The sequence below is a fragment of the Streptomyces sp. NPDC085460 genome (genome assembly GCF_044541975.1).
GTDB lineage: Bacteria > Actinomycetota > Actinomycetes > Streptomycetales > Streptomycetaceae > Streptomyces.
The window spans coordinates 240580-255218 of record NZ_JBITTO010000003.1 but is presented as its reverse complement, the minus strand read 5'-3'; the positions used below and the strand labels follow the sequence as shown (position 1 = coordinate 255218).

The following is a 14639-nucleotide window of genomic DNA, read 5'->3' as shown; positions in this document are numbered from 1 at the left end:
TGCTGGCTGAGGCCCGGGACGTGCTTCCGGATGTCGCGGTGGGCCAGGTCCCGCCGGGCCACGGGCTGCCTCCCGTATGGGTGGTGCGATGGTGGTACGCGGCACAAATCGCTCTCCCGGTCTACCTGGCGAGCCTGGCCGGCTTCGCACTCGTCGTGTGGAATGCCGGGGCCATCTTCTTCGGGAAGCCTCGTGTGGACCGTCCGGTCAGCAACGGACCCAACCCTTGGCGTGACATGGTCGACAGGGTCCTGGCAATCCCTGGAGCCGTTCGTGACTGGGAAGGGCCCGCCGAAGCGTTCCAAGCAGTGCGCGGAATTTTGGTGTTCCTGGTCCTTCTGCTGGCCCTGCCTCTCGTCCTTCGGGTGAGCGCAGCGCTCTCACACAGCCCGGAGCGGCGTCGGCAACGCGTCGGCGTCGCGCGCGTCCAGCGACACGTAGATGTTCCCGACTCGCCCCAGGTCGACCGTGAGGCCGGACATGGTGAGGATCGTCAGCTCCTGGTCCTCGCCCCGGGACGACTGGGCCAGCGACATGCCAGGAGCCAGGAGCCGCGCGTTGTCGGCCTCGGCCTGTTCGTCGTCCGGCTCCCACACGGGCAGGACGGCGCGGCAGCTCCATTCCAGTGTTGCGGGATCGTCGTGGGCATCGGAGGCGACCAAGGAAGCGGACGAGTCGAAACGTAACTCCAGACGGTTCAGATACGTCAGGAGGTCCGCCCCGGAGGATGCGGCGTCGGTCATGAGGCCACACGCTAGCCACGCGGTCGGCCTCGTATGAGGAGATTCCGGAGACCGGCGGCGATCCCCTCGGCAGGACTCTGACGCAGGTGGTGCGAGGTAGTGCGCCACGTGCCCTCTGAACAGGGAGTTCGGGCGAGATGGGCACGCGGAGGGCATGACCACCCCCGAGAGGTCTAGACAACGAAGAAGGCCCTGGTCGCTGACCAGGGCCTTCGTTCAAGAGCGGATGACGGGAATCGAACCCGCGCTATAAGCTTGGGAATCTTGACTCAACGGGCTCCGACGGCACCCTGACCTGCTGCGACGCTCCCAAGGTGAGCCCATCGCCGCATGCGGGCGGATCCGCGATTGCCCCTGGTTGACCGCCCTAGGTGGTGCGCTGGTGGTGCGGCCGGAGAGCCTGGTGCAGGTCCGTCTACACAGGTGCGGGTGAGCCTCTGATGCTCCCGCTACGGGAGCACGAAGGCCACCGTCGCGTCGTCGCCCGACTTGTAGCGTGGCCATCTGCGGCCCGTCGGATCCGTGGCTTCGACCTTCCGGACGGTGTCGATCAGCGCGCGGGGCCCACCGGTCCGAAGCGTCGTGAACACCTCAGACCAAGTCGCCATGCGGTACTCCGTGACGAGACGCGAGGAGCCGTCGGATAGCACCGCTGCCGCGCGGACGTCGTCTGCCGCCGTGCTGCCGACGATCGCGTGAGCGGCCGCCGCCGGGCTGCTGGCTGCCACCCAGTAGCCGCCCGGTGTGTTCCGGGTCTGCCGCTGTGCGGTCACAAAGCGCCGCAGAGCCTCCTTGTGCTCCTCCGTGTGTGTCTCGTGCTGCTCGACCTCCGCCCGGAGTTCCGGGAGCACATCATCGACGCGCAGGTCTGTGATCACCGTGAACTCTCGGGGACCTTCAAGAACGATCGGAGAGTCCGCGAGTACAAGGTGATCGAAGAACCCGTCCCGCTGACGGAGGATCGCGACAGTCGCGGACGGGGTTCCGGGGTTGGCCAAGTCGCACTTGGGGTGAAGTGCAGCCACTGCTTCCAGCGCAGCCGCCAGGCCGGCCGAGAGTGAGTCGTTCGGATTGGTCAGCGCAGCAATCAGGTGACTTCCGAGCTGCGAGACGTACCACGGGACGCCATGGCGGCATCCGGTATCGAGACCTGCGGTGCTCACGCCATCCAGCACGATGGCGAGGGAAGGCGTGGCCGCCACCCAGTCCTCGTTGGGGGCGGCTCCGCCGGGGTCGGTGTCAATAGCGATGCGCATGATCAGCCTTCGTGCCGGTACAGCGGGGTGACGCGTCGGCTTTCCAGCACTTCGAGCGTCTTCGGGTCATAGCGGCAGGAGATCAGTGTGGAGAACCGGCGAGTGCGGACCTCTCGGTAGAGCTCTGCCAGGTTGTTCTCCAGGAAGTGGATGACCCCGTTCGCTCCGATGGAGTGGATCCCGGCGACGTAGAGGAACGTGCCCTTGCCGTCGAGACGCGGGAGGCGCCCCAGGTACCCGATGTCACCGGCCGATCCGTCCTCGTCCTGGGGGGACCGGTATTCCTTGCCTGCGGTCTTGTCCAGGAGATGCCACGCGCTGTCCTTGGCGAACCGAAGGTTGTCGTCTCCTTCAAGCACCTGCGCGATGAGAGGGGAGAGCCGCGGGCCACAGATCACGACGTGGTTCTCCCGGTTGAGGTTCACCATCCCTGAGGGCGGGATCACCTCGTACTGAGCCTCCAGCTTCATGCCCCCGAGCAGCTTCCTCAGGTGCTCGAAGTTGCCGAGGTCTTCTCGGGTGATCACTTCGCTGGGGAACTCGTCGGGCGCTTTTCCGGCCTCGTACTTGCCTCCGAGCGAGACCGTGACCAAGTCCGTTCCGAAGAAGGCGCGCTCTGGCGGCGGGCCGGCTGATGCGAGCTGGCCCACCCGCCCGCGACTGACGCCGAGACGCTTCGCGATCTCCGCTTGCGTCATGCCGGATGCCTGCGCCTCCTCGATGGCCTCGCGGCGGACACGGGACAGCTCGTTGACGTGGCTCTGGTAGCGGGCCATCAGGTCGATTGCGGCTTTGGCGCGGTCGACGGGGTCCGTCACACCAGCGACCTTCTCCATCTCGTGCTGCACGATTCTCCTTCGCCTAGGGGGGCTATCAGACTCTATCGCGAGAGGGGGTTGCGCGCAGCCTTCAGTTTGCCTACGGTACCTATCAAGCAAAACGGCAAGCCCCCCTAGGCAACTCTTGAGGGGGGTGTAATCGCCGCTTGAGCTGCATAGATGTCGCCCGGAGGGTCCTCGAAAGGGACTCGATGGAAGCGCCAGTCACGGTTGAGAACTGAACAGTGGACACACAGAACGACAGGCATCTGCGACAAGCCGCAGGCCCTGCCGCACGAGCAGCAAGCACCTTGCTCCCGCCGTCCTCCGGGTCGGCCGAGGAGTCCGAGACGTGCGGTGAGACAAGGGCAGAGATCGCCACCTACGCCACGCACCATGTCCGCCCCTTGGAGGCCGACGTGAAGCGCTTAAGACCCTGGGCGCCACTCCCGCTGGACCGGCGGAGTGGCCATGCCCACCGCGTCATCTGACTGCCGCAGCCGCTCGCTGCGGCCGGTTGCCTCCCTCGCCCGTGCGGGCCCTCACGGGTGCCGTACGGGCGGGGTGGCGGGGAACCGGAGGAAGTCCCCCTGGTTCTAACGGTGAGAGGCCCCGGAGTTGCACCTCCGGGGCCTCGTTCGGGCCGTTCCTGTCTGAGAGGAACACACCCAATGAAGTCCATCGCTGCACTTCAGGCCGTTGTTACGGCCGTCCCGTTCGACGGTGAGCCGTCGGACGCGGAGCTGGACGCGATCGAGCTGGAGATGCCGTTGATCCTGGCGGAACTCGACCTGCTCGACGTGGAGGTCTGGATGCTGGACCGTCCGGCCACGGTGCTGGACGAGCGGCGGATCCGCCGGGCCCGCAACCGGGTCCTGGACGAGCGCCGTACCCTGACGAACCGCGCCGGCGTGGCGCGGGCGGGGGGTGCCGCATGAAGCCGCTCGCTTTCTGGCTGCTGTCCCTGCTGGGCCTGGCCGTGGCGGTTCTGGGCATGGTGGTCGTCCGCCGGGACGTCCACTACGCCGGCCTCATCGCCTGCCTGGGCGTCGTGGCCGTGAACGCCCTCCTGGACCGCCGGAACGGGGGCGCCCGATGACCGAGTGCGTCCCCCTCCCGGCCGACGTCGCGGACCTGCTGACGGCGGTGGTGGAGGCTCTGGACATCCCGATCCCGTCGATCGAGTCCGCCGACGAGCGCAAGCACTACCGGCTGCTCGAAGACCGCACGATGTACGCCCTGGTCGCTCTGCGGTGCCTGCTGCGTCACCGCGACCACCCGGACCTGGCCGACGACGCGGCCTACATCCGCCGCTGCACGGCCGAGACCCCGGTCACCTACACCCCCTTCCGCTCCGACCAAACGGAGGTGGAGGAGTGAGGAAGCCGATGGTGACCGCCGCGCCAGCCGTCGGCATGACGGTGGTGTCGATGGTCCTGACGCTCGCCGTGGTCGTGATGTGGCTCGGCGCCTCGATGCCGTGGCCGATCGCCCTGGTGGTCGGTCTCGGGCTGGACGGCGGCTGGCTGGCCACCCTCGCCTACGAGCGGCGCCTGGCCGCCCAGGGCGACCACTCCACCCCCGTCACCACCGTCGGCTGGGGCTTCGGCCTCGCCGCCACCGCCGTCCTGGTCGCCCACGCGCTCGGCGAGACCTCGCCCGGCCCGTGGCTGGCCGTCTCCTGGCTGCCACTCGCGGCCAAGGGGCTGTGGCTCGTCCACGGCCTGTGGGAGCGCACCGCCCTCACCCCGGTCGCCCTGGACGCGATCCGCGGGATCCAGCAGGAGGCGCGGGACGAAGCGGCGGTGGCGCGGGCCCGGCTGCGGGCGCAGGCGGGCACGGAGGAGACCCGGCTGACGGCCGTGACGGAGGCCGGGGCACGCGTCGCACGCGTGCAGGCCAAGACCGCCGAACGGCTCTCCGGAGCCTGGTCGACGCTGGAATCGGCGCGGCAAGGGGAGGGCACCGCACGTGCTCTGACCTGCGTGACCGACCGCGTCACACCCACGTCACAGCCCCGCTGGGAACTCCCGGTCTGGGGCCCCTTCGAACCCGTCCCCGCCCTCGACGCGGCGCCCTCACTGAGCGATGACGACCTCGACCGGATCGTCGCCGAACTCCACACCAGCGAGGCCCCGCCGCTGTCCTACCGCGAACTCTCGCTCCGCTTCCGGGCCGCCGGCCACAGCGCGAGCGAGACCCGGCTCCGCGCCGCCTGGCGCCGCGTCACCGCCACCGCCTCCTGAACTTCCAGTTCGGGGGAGTCAGGCTCCTGCGGCTTCCCCGAACAGCTCGAAGATCCGGGAGATCCATTTCCGGGTCTGGTGCCACCGGTTGCAGTACCGGCGTGAGCGCCACCACGACCGGTACACGACCGGCTGACGGCACCACTTGCACGGCTTCGTACGACGTCCTTGATCCCCCATGGCCCGTGACTCTAGCGGCCACTCCTGACCTGGGAGAACCCGTGTTCGCGACCGTGTTCGTGCTGCTCTACCTCGGTCACCTGCTGGCCGACTACCCGTTCCAGACCGACCACCAGGCCGCGCACAAGGCCGACTGCGGGGCTGAGGGGTGGCGGGCCAACCTCGCCCACGCCGCGACCCACGTGGTCGCCTGCGGCATCGCCCTCGCGGCCGGCGCCGCCGCCCTCGACGTCACCGTGTCCGTCCCGGCCGCTGTGGTGGCGCTGGTGTGGATCGGCTCGACGCATGCGTTCATCGACCGCCGGTGGCCGGTGCGCTGGTGGATGACCCGCATGCGGCAGACGTCGTGGGCGGAGCACGGCGGTGCCGCGCACGTCGACCAGACCGCGCACGTCCTCGCCCTCGCCCTCGCGGCTCTCGCTCTCGCGGTCTGACGACTGCCTGTCCACCCCCGGCCCATCCGGGGGCGGGCGGGGAGCCGGGACAGCCCCGCCCCGCACCGACCAGGAGGACATCCCCTATGGCGATCTTCAACTTCGGCGGTTTCTCCATCGACACCGCCACCAGCACCGGCGACGACATCGCGCAGGCCCTTCAGGACGCCGGCGTCACCGTGAACGGCTCGATCGTCGGCGGCGACACCTTCGGCGTCAGCGGCGGCACCCACCACGGCACCGTCCACGGCGACGAGCGCAAGACCGACTGACCACCCCACCCGCTCTTCCACCCACCCGCCCGACTGGGAGAACCGATGTCGCACCTTCCCGAGCCCGCCCCGGTCGTCCGGCTCCCGGACGGCACCTACGCCTACGCCGACCACCTCCCCGCCCCGATCCAGCCCGCCCCGGGCCCGGTGCCGCAGGTGGTGCACCAGCACATCCACCAGGCCCCGCCGGACCGCACGGTCCAGCGGATCGCGCTCGGCTCCGGGATCGGCGCCGGCACGGTCGCCGCCGGCGTCTACTTCGGCCCCCTGCTGGTCGGCGTGCTGACCGCGATTGCCGCGAACCTGGCCCTGCTCGCGTTCCTCGCCGTCGCCATGACCTGGGGCGTCGTCTCCGTCGTGAAGTCCATCGGCGGCACCGACGGCGCGAACGCGGCGAAGAACGTCGGCAAGGCCGCGAAGGTGCTGCGCCGCCGCTGACGGCTGCCCGCCCACCCCCGACCGGACCGGTCGGGGGTGGAAGGGGAGTCGGGACAGCCCCGGCCCCGGAAGGGACCGATCGTGGCCGGCAAGAAGAACAACGAGTACGACCCGAACCACCCGCCGCTGACCGTCGGCGAGGGCGTCAAGTTCGGCTGGTACATCGCCCGCATGGCCAAGCGCGGCATCGCCGGAGAGAACGTCTACCAGGGCGACCTGGAGAAGAAGGTCGACCGCCTCCTCGACCGCGCCCGCGACCGCGCCGAGAAGAACCAGCCCAAGCGCAAGTAGCTGTGCCCCCGGGGCGGCCGACAGCCGCCAAGCATCCCGACCGCCCCGGGCCCACTTCCTTCCACTCTTTCGAGCAGCAGGAGAACCCCAGCATGACCGACAACGGCACCGTGGTCCCCCTGTTCAAGGACCAGACCGACACCACCCCTGCCCCTCCCACCCTGGCCGTCGTCCCGGACACCCCGGCCGCGCCCCGCCGGGCCCTGCCGGTCCGCGTGTTCGTCCGCACCCGCCACACGCTCACCGGCGCGGTCAAGCACGAGCGGACCCGCACCGTCGCCCGCGTCACCGTCCGGCACGGCGCCTACCTCCTCGGCGGCACCCGGATCACCGCCCGCCGCGCCTGGGACGGCCGCACCGGTGCCCGCTACCAGCGGATGATGCGGGCGGCGGAAGCCGCGGGGAACTACGAGGCGGCCGGCGAGTGGGAGGAGCGGCTGCACCGCTTCCGCGCCGAGCGGCACAAGCGCCGCATGGACCTGCTCACCGCGCCCCAGGACATGGCCAAGAGCGCCGCCTACGGCGCCGCCACCGGGATAGGCGCCCTGATCGCCGTCGGTATCGCTTTCGCGATCGCCACGAAGGACCCCGCCGACGTGTTCACCCCGCTGATGGCCCTGGTCGAACTCGTCCGGCTGCTCGTGGTCATCGTGCAGATGGTGTGGGGCCCGCTCCTCGCCGTCGGCCCCTGGCTCGCGCTCGCCGGTCTGTGGGCCGTCGGCCGTCACCAGGCCGCCGCCCCGCAGTGGTCTCTTCCCGCGACCTCCCGCATCAGCGACGCCGGCGCCCCGATCACCCCGTCCATCGTCGTCACCGCGATGCGGGACCTCGGCATCCCCGCCCTGCGTAAGGCCATCAAGGAGATGGGCGACGCCGGGGCGGCGATGCTCGGCCCGATCCGGATCGCCGGATGCGGCGTGGAGGTCGACGTCACGCTGCCGTCGGGTGTCGAGACGGCGGAGGTCCAGGCACGGCGCAAGAAGCTGGCGGAGAACCTGAACCGGCACGGGCACGAGGTCTTCGTCACGATCCCCGAGGCCGCCCGCACGGTCCGGCTGTGGATCGCCGACTCCGGCGCCCTGGACGAGCCGATCGGCCCCTCCCCACTGACCGTGGACGAGACCATCAGCGCCGACTACACCAAGGGCACCGCCCCATGGGGGCAGGACCTGCGCGGGGACGCCGCCGAGCTGAGCCTCTACCAGCGGCACCTGCTGATCACGGGCAAGTCCAACCAGGGCAAGACCGCCGCCGTCCGCTCCCTCGCGCTGTGGCTGGCCCTGGACCGCCGGGTCGAGTTCCGCATCGCCGACCTCAAGGGCGTGGGCGACTGGGGCATGTTCGACGGCATCGCCACCGTCCTCATCCAGGGCCCCACCGACGACCACGTCATCGACGCCACCGAGATGGTCGAGGCCGTCGTCGCGGAGATGGAGCACCGGATCCAGGCCCCGCCGGGGACGAAGTTCACCCCGCTGATCTGCCTGGTGGACGAAGCGCAGGTGGCGTTCATGTCCCCGGCCCTCGGTGACGACAAGCGGCCCTACGGCGGCACCAAGGCCACCAGCCGCTACTTCCAGGCCGTCCGCAAGATCCACAACCAGGGTCGGGCCGTGGACGTGCTGATGTGGCAGGGCACCCAGGACCCCACCAACGAGAACCTGCCCAAACTCGTCCGCGAGGGCGCACACACCCGCATCTCCCTCGTCCTGGGCACCGAGTCGCAGGCGCGCATGGCCCTGGGCGACAACGCCGTCGAGGGCGGCGCCGCCCCGCACATGCTGCGCCAGGGTCTGGACAAGGGCACCGTCGTCATCGCCTCCGACGGCATCAAGATCCCCGCAGGACAGGCGTCCATCACCGTCCGCACCCACTACATCGACACCGACACCGCCCACACCATCGCCGACCGGGCCAAGGCACTGCGCGACGGCATCACCACCCTCACCGCCACGGCCGACGACGAGGAGGAGCGCGACGCGCTCGCCGACATCCTCGCCGTCGTCGGCGACGACCCCCGGGTCCTCACGGCCGACGTCCTCAAGCGGCTGACCACCCTCAGCCCCGCCACCTACGGCGCCTGGACCCCCGGCGACCTCAAGGCCGTCCTGGACGCGGCCGGCGCCGGCCCCTACAAGTCCGACGGCCGCATGGTCGTCGGCCGCGAACGCCTCACCCTCGCACTCACCAACCGCGACACCGACGGTTCCGCTTCCGCCTGAGAACGACAGGGAGCGACCCAGGGAAGCGCCAGGGAGACAGGGAGAACTCCCTGAACCCCTCCCTACCCCGCCTCCCTGGCCCTGAACTGCGGAAACAGTGATCTAGGGAGGCAGGGAGTCAGCACGTCTCGGCCTGCGAAAACCCCCCGTGCGAGCCGTCCGGGAGGGGGTGCCCGCCCCTCCCTGGGCGAACACATTCAGGGCTTCCGCTTAGCGTCATCAGGCATCCATGAACCCGCAACTCCCGACGTACCGAGGAGCCCGCCGATGCCCCGCAAGCCCCCCAATCCCAAGCCCGTCCAGCGCTCCGGGGACGGCCCCGGCCGCTGGAACTACGACAGCGGCAGCAGCCCCAACACCCGGGCCGTCCCGATCACCCGCCGCCTCCGCCCCACCGCCTCCTGACACGCCAAAGGCGGCCCCCTCTCGCCAAAGACCGGGGCCGCCCTCGTTCCAGACCGCCAACAACGAACTGGAGACATCCAGCATGACGCATCTCTTCCCGATCCGGCGACGCGGCGACAGGCCGTGGCTGCTGGATCTGTTCTGCTGCGCCGGCGGCGCAAGCCGCGGCTACAACTGGGCCGGTTTCAAGGTCGTCGGCGTCGACATCGCCCCGCGCCCGAACTACCCGTTCACCTTCCACCAGGCCGACGCCCTCACCTTCCTCGCCGACCTCATCTCGTCGGGGGAGATCGGACGGTTCTCGTTCATCCACTCCTCCCCGCCGTGCCAGGCCAAGTGCAACCTGTCCGTCGGCACCAACGCCTCCCGAGGTTGGGGCCGCTCGCACGTCGACCTGGTCGCCCCCACGCGGGAGCTGCTGGAGGCGTCCGGGCTGCCGTACGTGATCGAGCAGCCCAACGGGCGCGCGGACATCCGCCGGGACGTGTGGCTGTGCGGGGAGATGTTCTCGCTCGGTGTCCTGCGGCACCGCAACTTCGAACTCGGCGGCTGGAGCGCCCCGCAGCTCGAACACCCCAAACACCTCGGTCGCGTGCGCGGGTGGCGGCACGGCGAGTACCACGACGGCCCCTACGTCGCCCCGTACGGCAACGGCGGCGGCAAACCGTCGATCCCCGAGTTGCAGAAGGCCATGAACATCACGTGGACCGACGTCCGCGAGGAACTGACCGAGGCCATCCCGCCCGCCTACTCCCGCTACCTCGGCGCCTGCTTCCTCAACCAGGCCCGCGCGAGGAGGGCAGCGTGAACAGCCTCGCCATCAACGCCATGGCCCTCGCCGACGGCCACCTGCCCGTCCTGCCCCTGGGCGCCGACAAGCGCCCCCTCGGCAACTGCCCGGACTGCGCCGACCTCGCCTGCGGCGGCCGGCCGAACATGAAGACCCCAGGGCCGTGCGTCTGCCCGTGGCCGTGCCACGGATGGGCCGCCGCCACCACCACCCCCACCGTCCTCGCCTCCCGCCAGTGGGGCCTGGCCTGGCGACGGGCACGGGCCATCGGCTACCACCCCGGCGGCGCCGGCGTCACCGTCGTCGACCTCGACAACGTCGACGCCATCGCCTGGGCCCGCACCACGCTCCCACCCACGACGACCGTGGCCACGACGCGCGGGGAGCACTGGATCTACTCCGGCACCGTCCGGTCCGTGAACAAGGTCCGGCCCGGCGTCGACATCAAGTCGCTCATGTCCTACGCCCGCTGGCTCGGCCCCGGCAGCGGCGCTATGGCCGACGTCCCCGCCGCCGTGCACGCGCTGGTCGAGGTGAAGCCCGCCGCCCGCCCGGCGACCCGTGCCGTCACCGTGTCCGCTCCGGCCGGCGGCGGGCGGTGCCCGCACCGCTCGCCCGCGTACCTGGAGCGCGGGATCGCCATGGCGGAGCAACGGATCACCGGCGCTGAGAGCGGCGTCCACAACACGGTGTACCGGACGTTCCTGGCGGTGCTGTCCGCGCACGGCCGGTGCGGCTGCCTCACCGAGACCCACATCAGCCGCCTCTTCGCCGCCGCCCAGGCCAAGGGCGAATCGGCCCGGCACTGCACCACCGCCTGGACCAACGCGTCGACCGCTCTGGGGATGTAGCGATGTCCGAGGACGAGAAGAACCCGGCCCGCGAAGTCATCAGCGACTACGCGCGGGCCAATTTCCGCTACTTCCGCACGGTCGATGGCCTCGTCTATGCCCAGCGCAACGGCCACCCCGTGGCCCGCCCGATCCGCTCACAGGGCACGACCGGGAGCCACCGGCAGGAACTCATGGTCGGCCTGTACCGCGACGGGCACGGCGTCTTCAACGGAACCGCCTTGAAGGAGGCACTCGACTTGATCGAAGCACTCGCGCTCACCGAGGACGTCCAACCCGTCCACATCCGCGTCGCCCCCGGATTCGACGGCGCCACCTGGCTCGACCTCGGCCGAGACGACGGCCGCTCCGTCCGCATCCACCCCACCGGCTGGGACATCACCGTCCCCGACCCGCGCGAGGTCTGCTGGCGCCGCACCCAGCTCACCGGGGAACTGCCGCTCCCCGTGAAGGACACGAACGGAAAGGGCGTCGACCTGCTGATGCGGCTGTGCAACTTCAGCGACGCCCGCGCCGAGTCCCTGGCCCTCGGGTGGCTGGTGGGCTGCCTGGGCCCCGACGTCCCCGTCCCGGCCCCGTTCCTCACCGGCCCCCAGGGGGCGGGGAAATCGACGGCCGGGAAGATGCTGGTGCGGATCATCGAGGGCATGAGCGGCGACCTACGGCGGGCGCCGAAGGACGAGGAGAACCTGATCACCGCCGTCGCCGCCGGATGGGTCACCGGCCTCGACAACCTCTCCCACCTCGGCCCCGACCTCTCCGACCTCATGTGCTGCATCGTCACCGGCGCCGAGAACATCAAGCGCGCCCTGTTCACCGACGGCGACGTCGTCCGCTCCCGCTACCGCCGGCCGATGCTGCTGACCGGCATCGACGTCGGCGTCATCCGCCCCGACCTCGCCGAACGCCTCCTCCCCCTCCGCCTCGAACGCCCCCGCGTACGGCGCACCGAAGCGGAACTGTGGGCCGAGTTCGCGCAGTCCCTGCCCGTGATCCTCGGGTCCGTCCTCGACCTCGCCGTCGAGGTCCGCGCCGCCCGCGCCGACATCCCGACCGACCTGCGAATGGCCGACTTCGCCCACCTGTGCGCGCAGCTCGACACCGCCCGCAACTTCGGCGCCCTGGACGCCTACCGGGCCAGCCTGGACGACCTCAACGACGACGTCATCGAGGGCGACCTCCTCGCCCAGACCGTCCTCAAGCACGCCGCCGGCATCGAACCCGGCACCGACGTCCGGATGACGTCGTCCGAGTGGCTGCACGCGCTCACGCAGATCTACACCGGGGAGGGGGAGTTTAGGCCCGTGCCCAAGGGGTGGCCCACAACCGGCAAGGTCCTCTCCGATCGCCTCAAGCGTCTCCAGCCCGTCCTCGCTGCCCGTGGTGTCCTCGTCGACTGGGGCCGCACCCGCGCCGCCCGCTACATCGAGATGACTCGCCCCAAGCCCCCGGCCGACGAGCAGCAGCAGGCGTTCTAGACCGCGCCGCGCGGGCCTGGCCGCACAGGCAAGAGGAGCACCCCCGGCCCAGCGCGGGCGGTGCTCCTCTTGCTCTTCGGCGGCTTGCCGCCGCCCAAGGGGCGTGCCGCTTCGCGGCTCCCCATTCACGCCTGAAGGCGCGCGCAACAACAGAACACAGGCCCCACTTTTCCTAAGTAGGAAGACCCTGCGTCACCTGCGTCACCACACCCCGGAAAACCCGGCCTGACCTGTGCGAATGAGGGTGACGCAGAGCCCAAATCTCTGTGTCACCGTTCGTCACCTGCGTCACGAAGCGACGGACGGCCCCGTCACCCGTGACACAGCACCCTCCACCTCGCGTCACGCAAAGTCGCAGGTCAGCAGCCTTAATGACGCTTATGACGCCGTGACGCAGAAATCACCACCTCGGACACACATGGGCACCCTCGCCCAGACCCCAAGGAGTCATGTCTGATGAGCAACCTCGCTCACATCGGGCGGAGGCTCGCCGCCGCGCCCGCGCCGGTCGACCCCGCACCGCTTGAGGAGAGGTACCTGTCCGTCCCCGAGTTCGCCGCGATGCTCGGGACCACGGAGCGCTTCCCGCGCCGTCTGGTGGCCGAACGACGCATCCGCTACGTGAAGCTCGGGACGCACGTCCGCTTCCCGCTCAGCGTGGTGCGGGAGTTCATCGCCGCCCACACCGTCGAGCCGATCCAGCCCCGCCGCCGCGCGAGGAGGGCCGCCTGATGGCCCCTAAGCGGAAGAAGTCGATGACCATGCGCCGGTTCGGCGCCGTGAGGCAGTACCGCTCCGGGCGCTGGACGGCCTCCTATCTCGACCCGACCGGGGAGCGTCGACGCGCGCCCGACACGTTCGAGACCAAGACCGACGCGGAGATCTGGCTCTCGCAGATCGAAGCGGACATCACCCGGAACGCGTGGCGCGACCCGGACGCCGGCGCGGTGAACTTCGAGGAGTACGCGACGAAGTGGGTGGTGGAGCGGGGAGTTGCCCCGCTTACCGAGGAGCTGTACACCCGCCTCCTCCGGCTCCACATCGTCCCGACGTTCGGCGGGCTCGACCTGGACGAGATCACCCCGCCGCGCGTCCGGGAGTGGCGGGCCGAGCGGCTCGCCGCCACCGGAGCGGCGACCACCGTCGCCAAGTCCTACCGGCTGCTGAAAGCGATCCTGGAGACCGCCGCCGACGACGAGTTGATCCGCCGGAACCCCTGCCGCATTCGCGGCGCGGGCAAGGAGGTCTCCAAGTCGGGTCAGGTGGCGACCGTCGAACAGGTCGACGCGCTCGCTGAGGCCGTGGGCATCCGGTGGCGCCTGATGGTCTACCTCGGCGCGTACGGGCCGATGCGGCCGGAGGAGCAGGCAGAGCTGCGCCGGAAGGACGTCGACGTGGACAACGTCACGATCGTCATCCGGAAGGCGGCCCCTGAGCTGGCCACCGGCAAGCGCGCCGAGGGGCCGACCAAGTCGGAGGCAGGGAAGCGGGTCGTCGTCCTGCCGGAGTTCCTGCGGACGGACCTCAAGCGCCACATGGATTGGTACGCGGAGAAGGGGCCCGAGGGGTTGCTGTTCGTGGGGGAGAAGGGGGCGCCCTTCCGCCGGTCCACGTTCGGGCGGAGGTGGCGGAAGGCGCGAGTGAAGGTCGGCATGCCGGCGTCCTTCCGGTTCTACGACCTCCGCCACACCGGGCACACGCTCTCCACCCGATCGGGCGCCACGCTGAAGGACACGATGGTGCGGGCCGGACAGTCGACCGAGAAGGCCGCGCTGATCTACCAGCACTCCGACCACGACCGGCAGAAGGAGGTGGCGGGCGGGCTGGACCGGATGGTGCGGACGGCGCGCGAGAAGGCCCAGGAGAAGGTGCGGAAGGAGCGGGAGAAGAGGGCAGGTGGTGCGTAGGTGGTGCGGGGCACCTGAGGAGGTCTAGACAACGACGAAGCCCCAGGTCTCTGACCTGGGGCTTCGTTCAAGAGCGGATGACGGGAATCGAACCCGCGCTATAAGCTTGGGAAGCTCATGTTCTACCATTAAACTACATCCGCATTGCGGCCGGATGAGCCGGTCGCATCGTTGCACACTGTACCCCATGCGCCACTGGTGGCGTAGTTCGCCTCTCGCGCGCGGGTCGGAGTGCCGCGTGGAGGGTGTCCCGTTGATCCCCTAATGTGGCTGTCTCGTCCAGCGTGTGTGGAGGGGAAGCGACTTGA

Annotated in this window: 18 protein-coding genes and 1 tRNA gene; 15 read left to right on the top strand and 4 right to left on the bottom strand. The window is 70.1% G+C overall.

Features of this window, described 5'->3' with window-relative positions; all coding sequences use genetic code 11:
• Window positions 1-380 precede the first annotated feature (380 nt).
• The 3 genes from ACIGHB_RS08985 to ACIGHB_RS08975 all read right to left on the bottom strand — a co-directional run bounded on the left by ACIGHB_RS08985 (window position 381) and on the right by ACIGHB_RS08975 (window position 2847).
• Window positions 381-743, bottom strand: coding sequence for a hypothetical protein (locus ACIGHB_RS08985; RefSeq protein WP_399910878.1), 363 nt, complete (start codon window positions 741-743; stop codon window positions 381-383).
• Window positions 744-1192: 449 nt separating this feature from the next.
• Window positions 1193-1999: a hypothetical protein gene (locus ACIGHB_RS08980; protein WP_399910875.1), complete on the bottom strand. Its 807-nt coding sequence runs from the start codon at window positions 1997-1999 to the stop codon at window positions 1193-1195.
• Between the two features lie 2 nt (window positions 2000-2001).
• Window positions 2002-2847 (bottom strand): sigma factor-like helix-turn-helix DNA-binding protein, encoded by an 846-nt coding sequence (locus tag ACIGHB_RS08975; RefSeq protein WP_399910872.1) that lies wholly within the window; start codon window positions 2845-2847, stop codon window positions 2002-2004.
• 641 nt (window positions 2848-3488) lie between these two features.
• Between ACIGHB_RS08975 and ACIGHB_RS08970 the strand changes: the two genes are divergently transcribed.
• The 15 genes from ACIGHB_RS08970 (at window position 3489) to ACIGHB_RS08900 (ending at window position 14331) form a co-directional block, all read left to right on the top strand.
• Window positions 3489-3755 carry a DUF6284 family protein gene (locus ACIGHB_RS08970; RefSeq protein WP_399910869.1) on the top strand — a complete coding sequence of 89 codons (267 nt, stop codon included), beginning with the start codon at window positions 3489-3491 and terminating at the stop codon, window positions 3753-3755.
• Window positions 3752-3916 carry a hypothetical protein gene (locus tag ACIGHB_RS08965; protein ID WP_399910866.1) on the top strand — a complete coding sequence of 55 codons (165 nt, stop codon included), beginning with the start codon at window positions 3752-3754 and terminating at the stop codon, window positions 3914-3916. Before ACIGHB_RS08970 ends, ACIGHB_RS08965 begins: the two co-directional genes overlap by 4 nt.
• Window positions 3913-4197, top strand: coding sequence for a hypothetical protein (locus ACIGHB_RS08960; protein ID WP_399910863.1), 285 nt, complete (start codon window positions 3913-3915; stop codon window positions 4195-4197). The genes ACIGHB_RS08965 and ACIGHB_RS08960 overlap by 4 nt, the downstream gene beginning before the upstream one ends.
• An 8-nt stretch (window positions 4198-4205) precedes the next feature.
• A complete protein-coding gene (locus tag ACIGHB_RS08955) occupies window positions 4206-5063 on the top strand; it encodes a protein spdB (protein WP_399910860.1) in 858 nt (285 codons plus the stop codon).
• Window positions 5064-5284: 221 nt separating this feature from the next.
• Window positions 5285-5677 (top strand): DUF3307 domain-containing protein, encoded by a 393-nt coding sequence (locus ACIGHB_RS08950; RefSeq protein ID WP_399910857.1) that lies wholly within the window; start codon window positions 5285-5287, stop codon window positions 5675-5677.
• Between the two features lie 86 nt (window positions 5678-5763).
• Window positions 5764-5949, top strand: coding sequence for a hypothetical protein (locus ACIGHB_RS08945; protein ID WP_399910854.1), 186 nt, complete (start codon window positions 5764-5766; stop codon window positions 5947-5949).
• 45 nt (window positions 5950-5994) lie between these two features.
• Entirely contained in the window at window positions 5995-6387 is a 393-nt protein-coding gene (locus ACIGHB_RS08940) for a DUF6251 family protein (RefSeq protein ID WP_399910851.1), read from the top strand.
• Window positions 6388-6468: 81 nt separating this feature from the next.
• The gene (locus ACIGHB_RS08935) at window positions 6469-6678 is read left to right on the top strand and encodes a DUF6257 family protein (RefSeq protein ID WP_399910848.1); all 210 of its coding nucleotides are present in this window, start codon (window positions 6469-6471) and stop codon (window positions 6676-6678) included.
• A gap of 92 nt (window positions 6679-6770) precedes the next feature.
• On the top strand, window positions 6771-8900 hold the full coding sequence (locus ACIGHB_RS08930) for an FtsK/SpoIIIE domain-containing protein (protein WP_399910845.1): 2130 nt from the start codon (window positions 6771-6773) through the stop codon (window positions 8898-8900).
• A gap of 267 nt (window positions 8901-9167) precedes the next feature.
• On the top strand, window positions 9168-9305 hold the full coding sequence (locus ACIGHB_RS08925) for a hypothetical protein (protein WP_399910842.1): 138 nt from the start codon (window positions 9168-9170) through the stop codon (window positions 9303-9305).
• A gap of 82 nt (window positions 9306-9387) precedes the next feature.
• Window positions 9388-10113, top strand: coding sequence for a DNA methylase (locus ACIGHB_RS08920; protein WP_399910839.1), 726 nt, complete (start codon window positions 9388-9390; stop codon window positions 10111-10113).
• Window positions 10114-10133: 20 nt separating this feature from the next.
• On the top strand, window positions 10134-10946 hold the full coding sequence (locus ACIGHB_RS08915; RefSeq protein ID WP_399911629.1) for a DNA primase: 813 nt from the start codon (window positions 10134-10136) through the stop codon (window positions 10944-10946).
• Window positions 10947-10948: 2 nt separating this feature from the next.
• Entirely contained in the window at window positions 10949-12424 is a 1476-nt protein-coding gene (locus tag ACIGHB_RS08910; RefSeq protein ID WP_399910836.1) for an ATP-binding protein, read from the top strand.
• Between the two features lie 456 nt (window positions 12425-12880).
• Window positions 12881-13156 carry an excisionase family DNA-binding protein gene (locus tag ACIGHB_RS08905; protein WP_399910833.1) on the top strand — a complete coding sequence of 92 codons (276 nt, stop codon included), beginning with the start codon at window positions 12881-12883 and terminating at the stop codon, window positions 13154-13156.
• Window positions 13156-14331, top strand: a complete 1176-nt coding sequence (locus ACIGHB_RS08900; RefSeq protein ID WP_399910830.1) for a tyrosine-type recombinase/integrase — start codon at window positions 13156-13158, stop codon at window positions 14329-14331. Before ACIGHB_RS08905 ends, ACIGHB_RS08900 begins: the two co-directional genes overlap by 1 nt.
• A gap of 72 nt (window positions 14332-14403) precedes the next feature.
• Here ACIGHB_RS08900 and ACIGHB_RS08895 read toward each other — a convergent pair.
• A tRNA-Gly gene (locus ACIGHB_RS08895) sits at window positions 14404-14474 on the bottom strand.
• Window positions 14475-14639 lie beyond the last annotated feature (165 nt).

Coding starts and splice junctions, on each gene's coding strand:
- ACIGHB_RS08980 (WP_399910875.1), bottom strand. CDS start 1,999: ATGCGCATCGCTATTGACACCGACCCCGGCGGAGCCGCCCCCAACGAG.
- ACIGHB_RS08925 (WP_399910842.1), top strand. CDS start 9,168: ATGCCCCGCAAGCCCCCCAATCCCAAGCCCGTCCAGCGCTCCGGGGAC.
- ACIGHB_RS08960 (WP_399910863.1), top strand. CDS start 3,913: ATGACCGAGTGCGTCCCCCTCCCGGCCGACGTCGCGGACCTGCTGACG.
- ACIGHB_RS08965 (WP_399910866.1), top strand. CDS start 3,752: ATGAAGCCGCTCGCTTTCTGGCTGCTGTCCCTGCTGGGCCTGGCCGTG.
- ACIGHB_RS08930 (WP_399910845.1), top strand. CDS start 6,771: ATGACCGACAACGGCACCGTGGTCCCCCTGTTCAAGGACCAGACCGAC.
- ACIGHB_RS08920 (WP_399910839.1), top strand. CDS start 9,388: ATGACGCATCTCTTCCCGATCCGGCGACGCGGCGACAGGCCGTGGCTG.
- ACIGHB_RS08985 (WP_399910878.1), bottom strand. CDS start 743: ATGACCGACGCCGCATCCTCCGGGGCGGACCTCCTGACGTATCTGAAC.
- ACIGHB_RS08905 (WP_399910833.1), top strand. CDS start 12,881: ATGAGCAACCTCGCTCACATCGGGCGGAGGCTCGCCGCCGCGCCCGCG.
- ACIGHB_RS08945 (WP_399910854.1), top strand. CDS start 5,764: ATGGCGATCTTCAACTTCGGCGGTTTCTCCATCGACACCGCCACCAGC.
- ACIGHB_RS08915 (WP_399911629.1), top strand. CDS start 10,134: ATGGCCCTCGCCGACGGCCACCTGCCCGTCCTGCCCCTGGGCGCCGAC.
- ACIGHB_RS08940 (WP_399910851.1), top strand. CDS start 5,995: ATGTCGCACCTTCCCGAGCCCGCCCCGGTCGTCCGGCTCCCGGACGGC.
- ACIGHB_RS08900 (WP_399910830.1), top strand. CDS start 13,156: ATGGCCCCTAAGCGGAAGAAGTCGATGACCATGCGCCGGTTCGGCGCC.
- ACIGHB_RS08910 (WP_399910836.1), top strand. CDS start 10,949: ATGTCCGAGGACGAGAAGAACCCGGCCCGCGAAGTCATCAGCGACTAC.
- ACIGHB_RS08955 (WP_399910860.1), top strand. CDS start 4,206: ATGGTGACCGCCGCGCCAGCCGTCGGCATGACGGTGGTGTCGATGGTC.
- ACIGHB_RS08970 (WP_399910869.1), top strand. CDS start 3,489: ATGAAGTCCATCGCTGCACTTCAGGCCGTTGTTACGGCCGTCCCGTTC.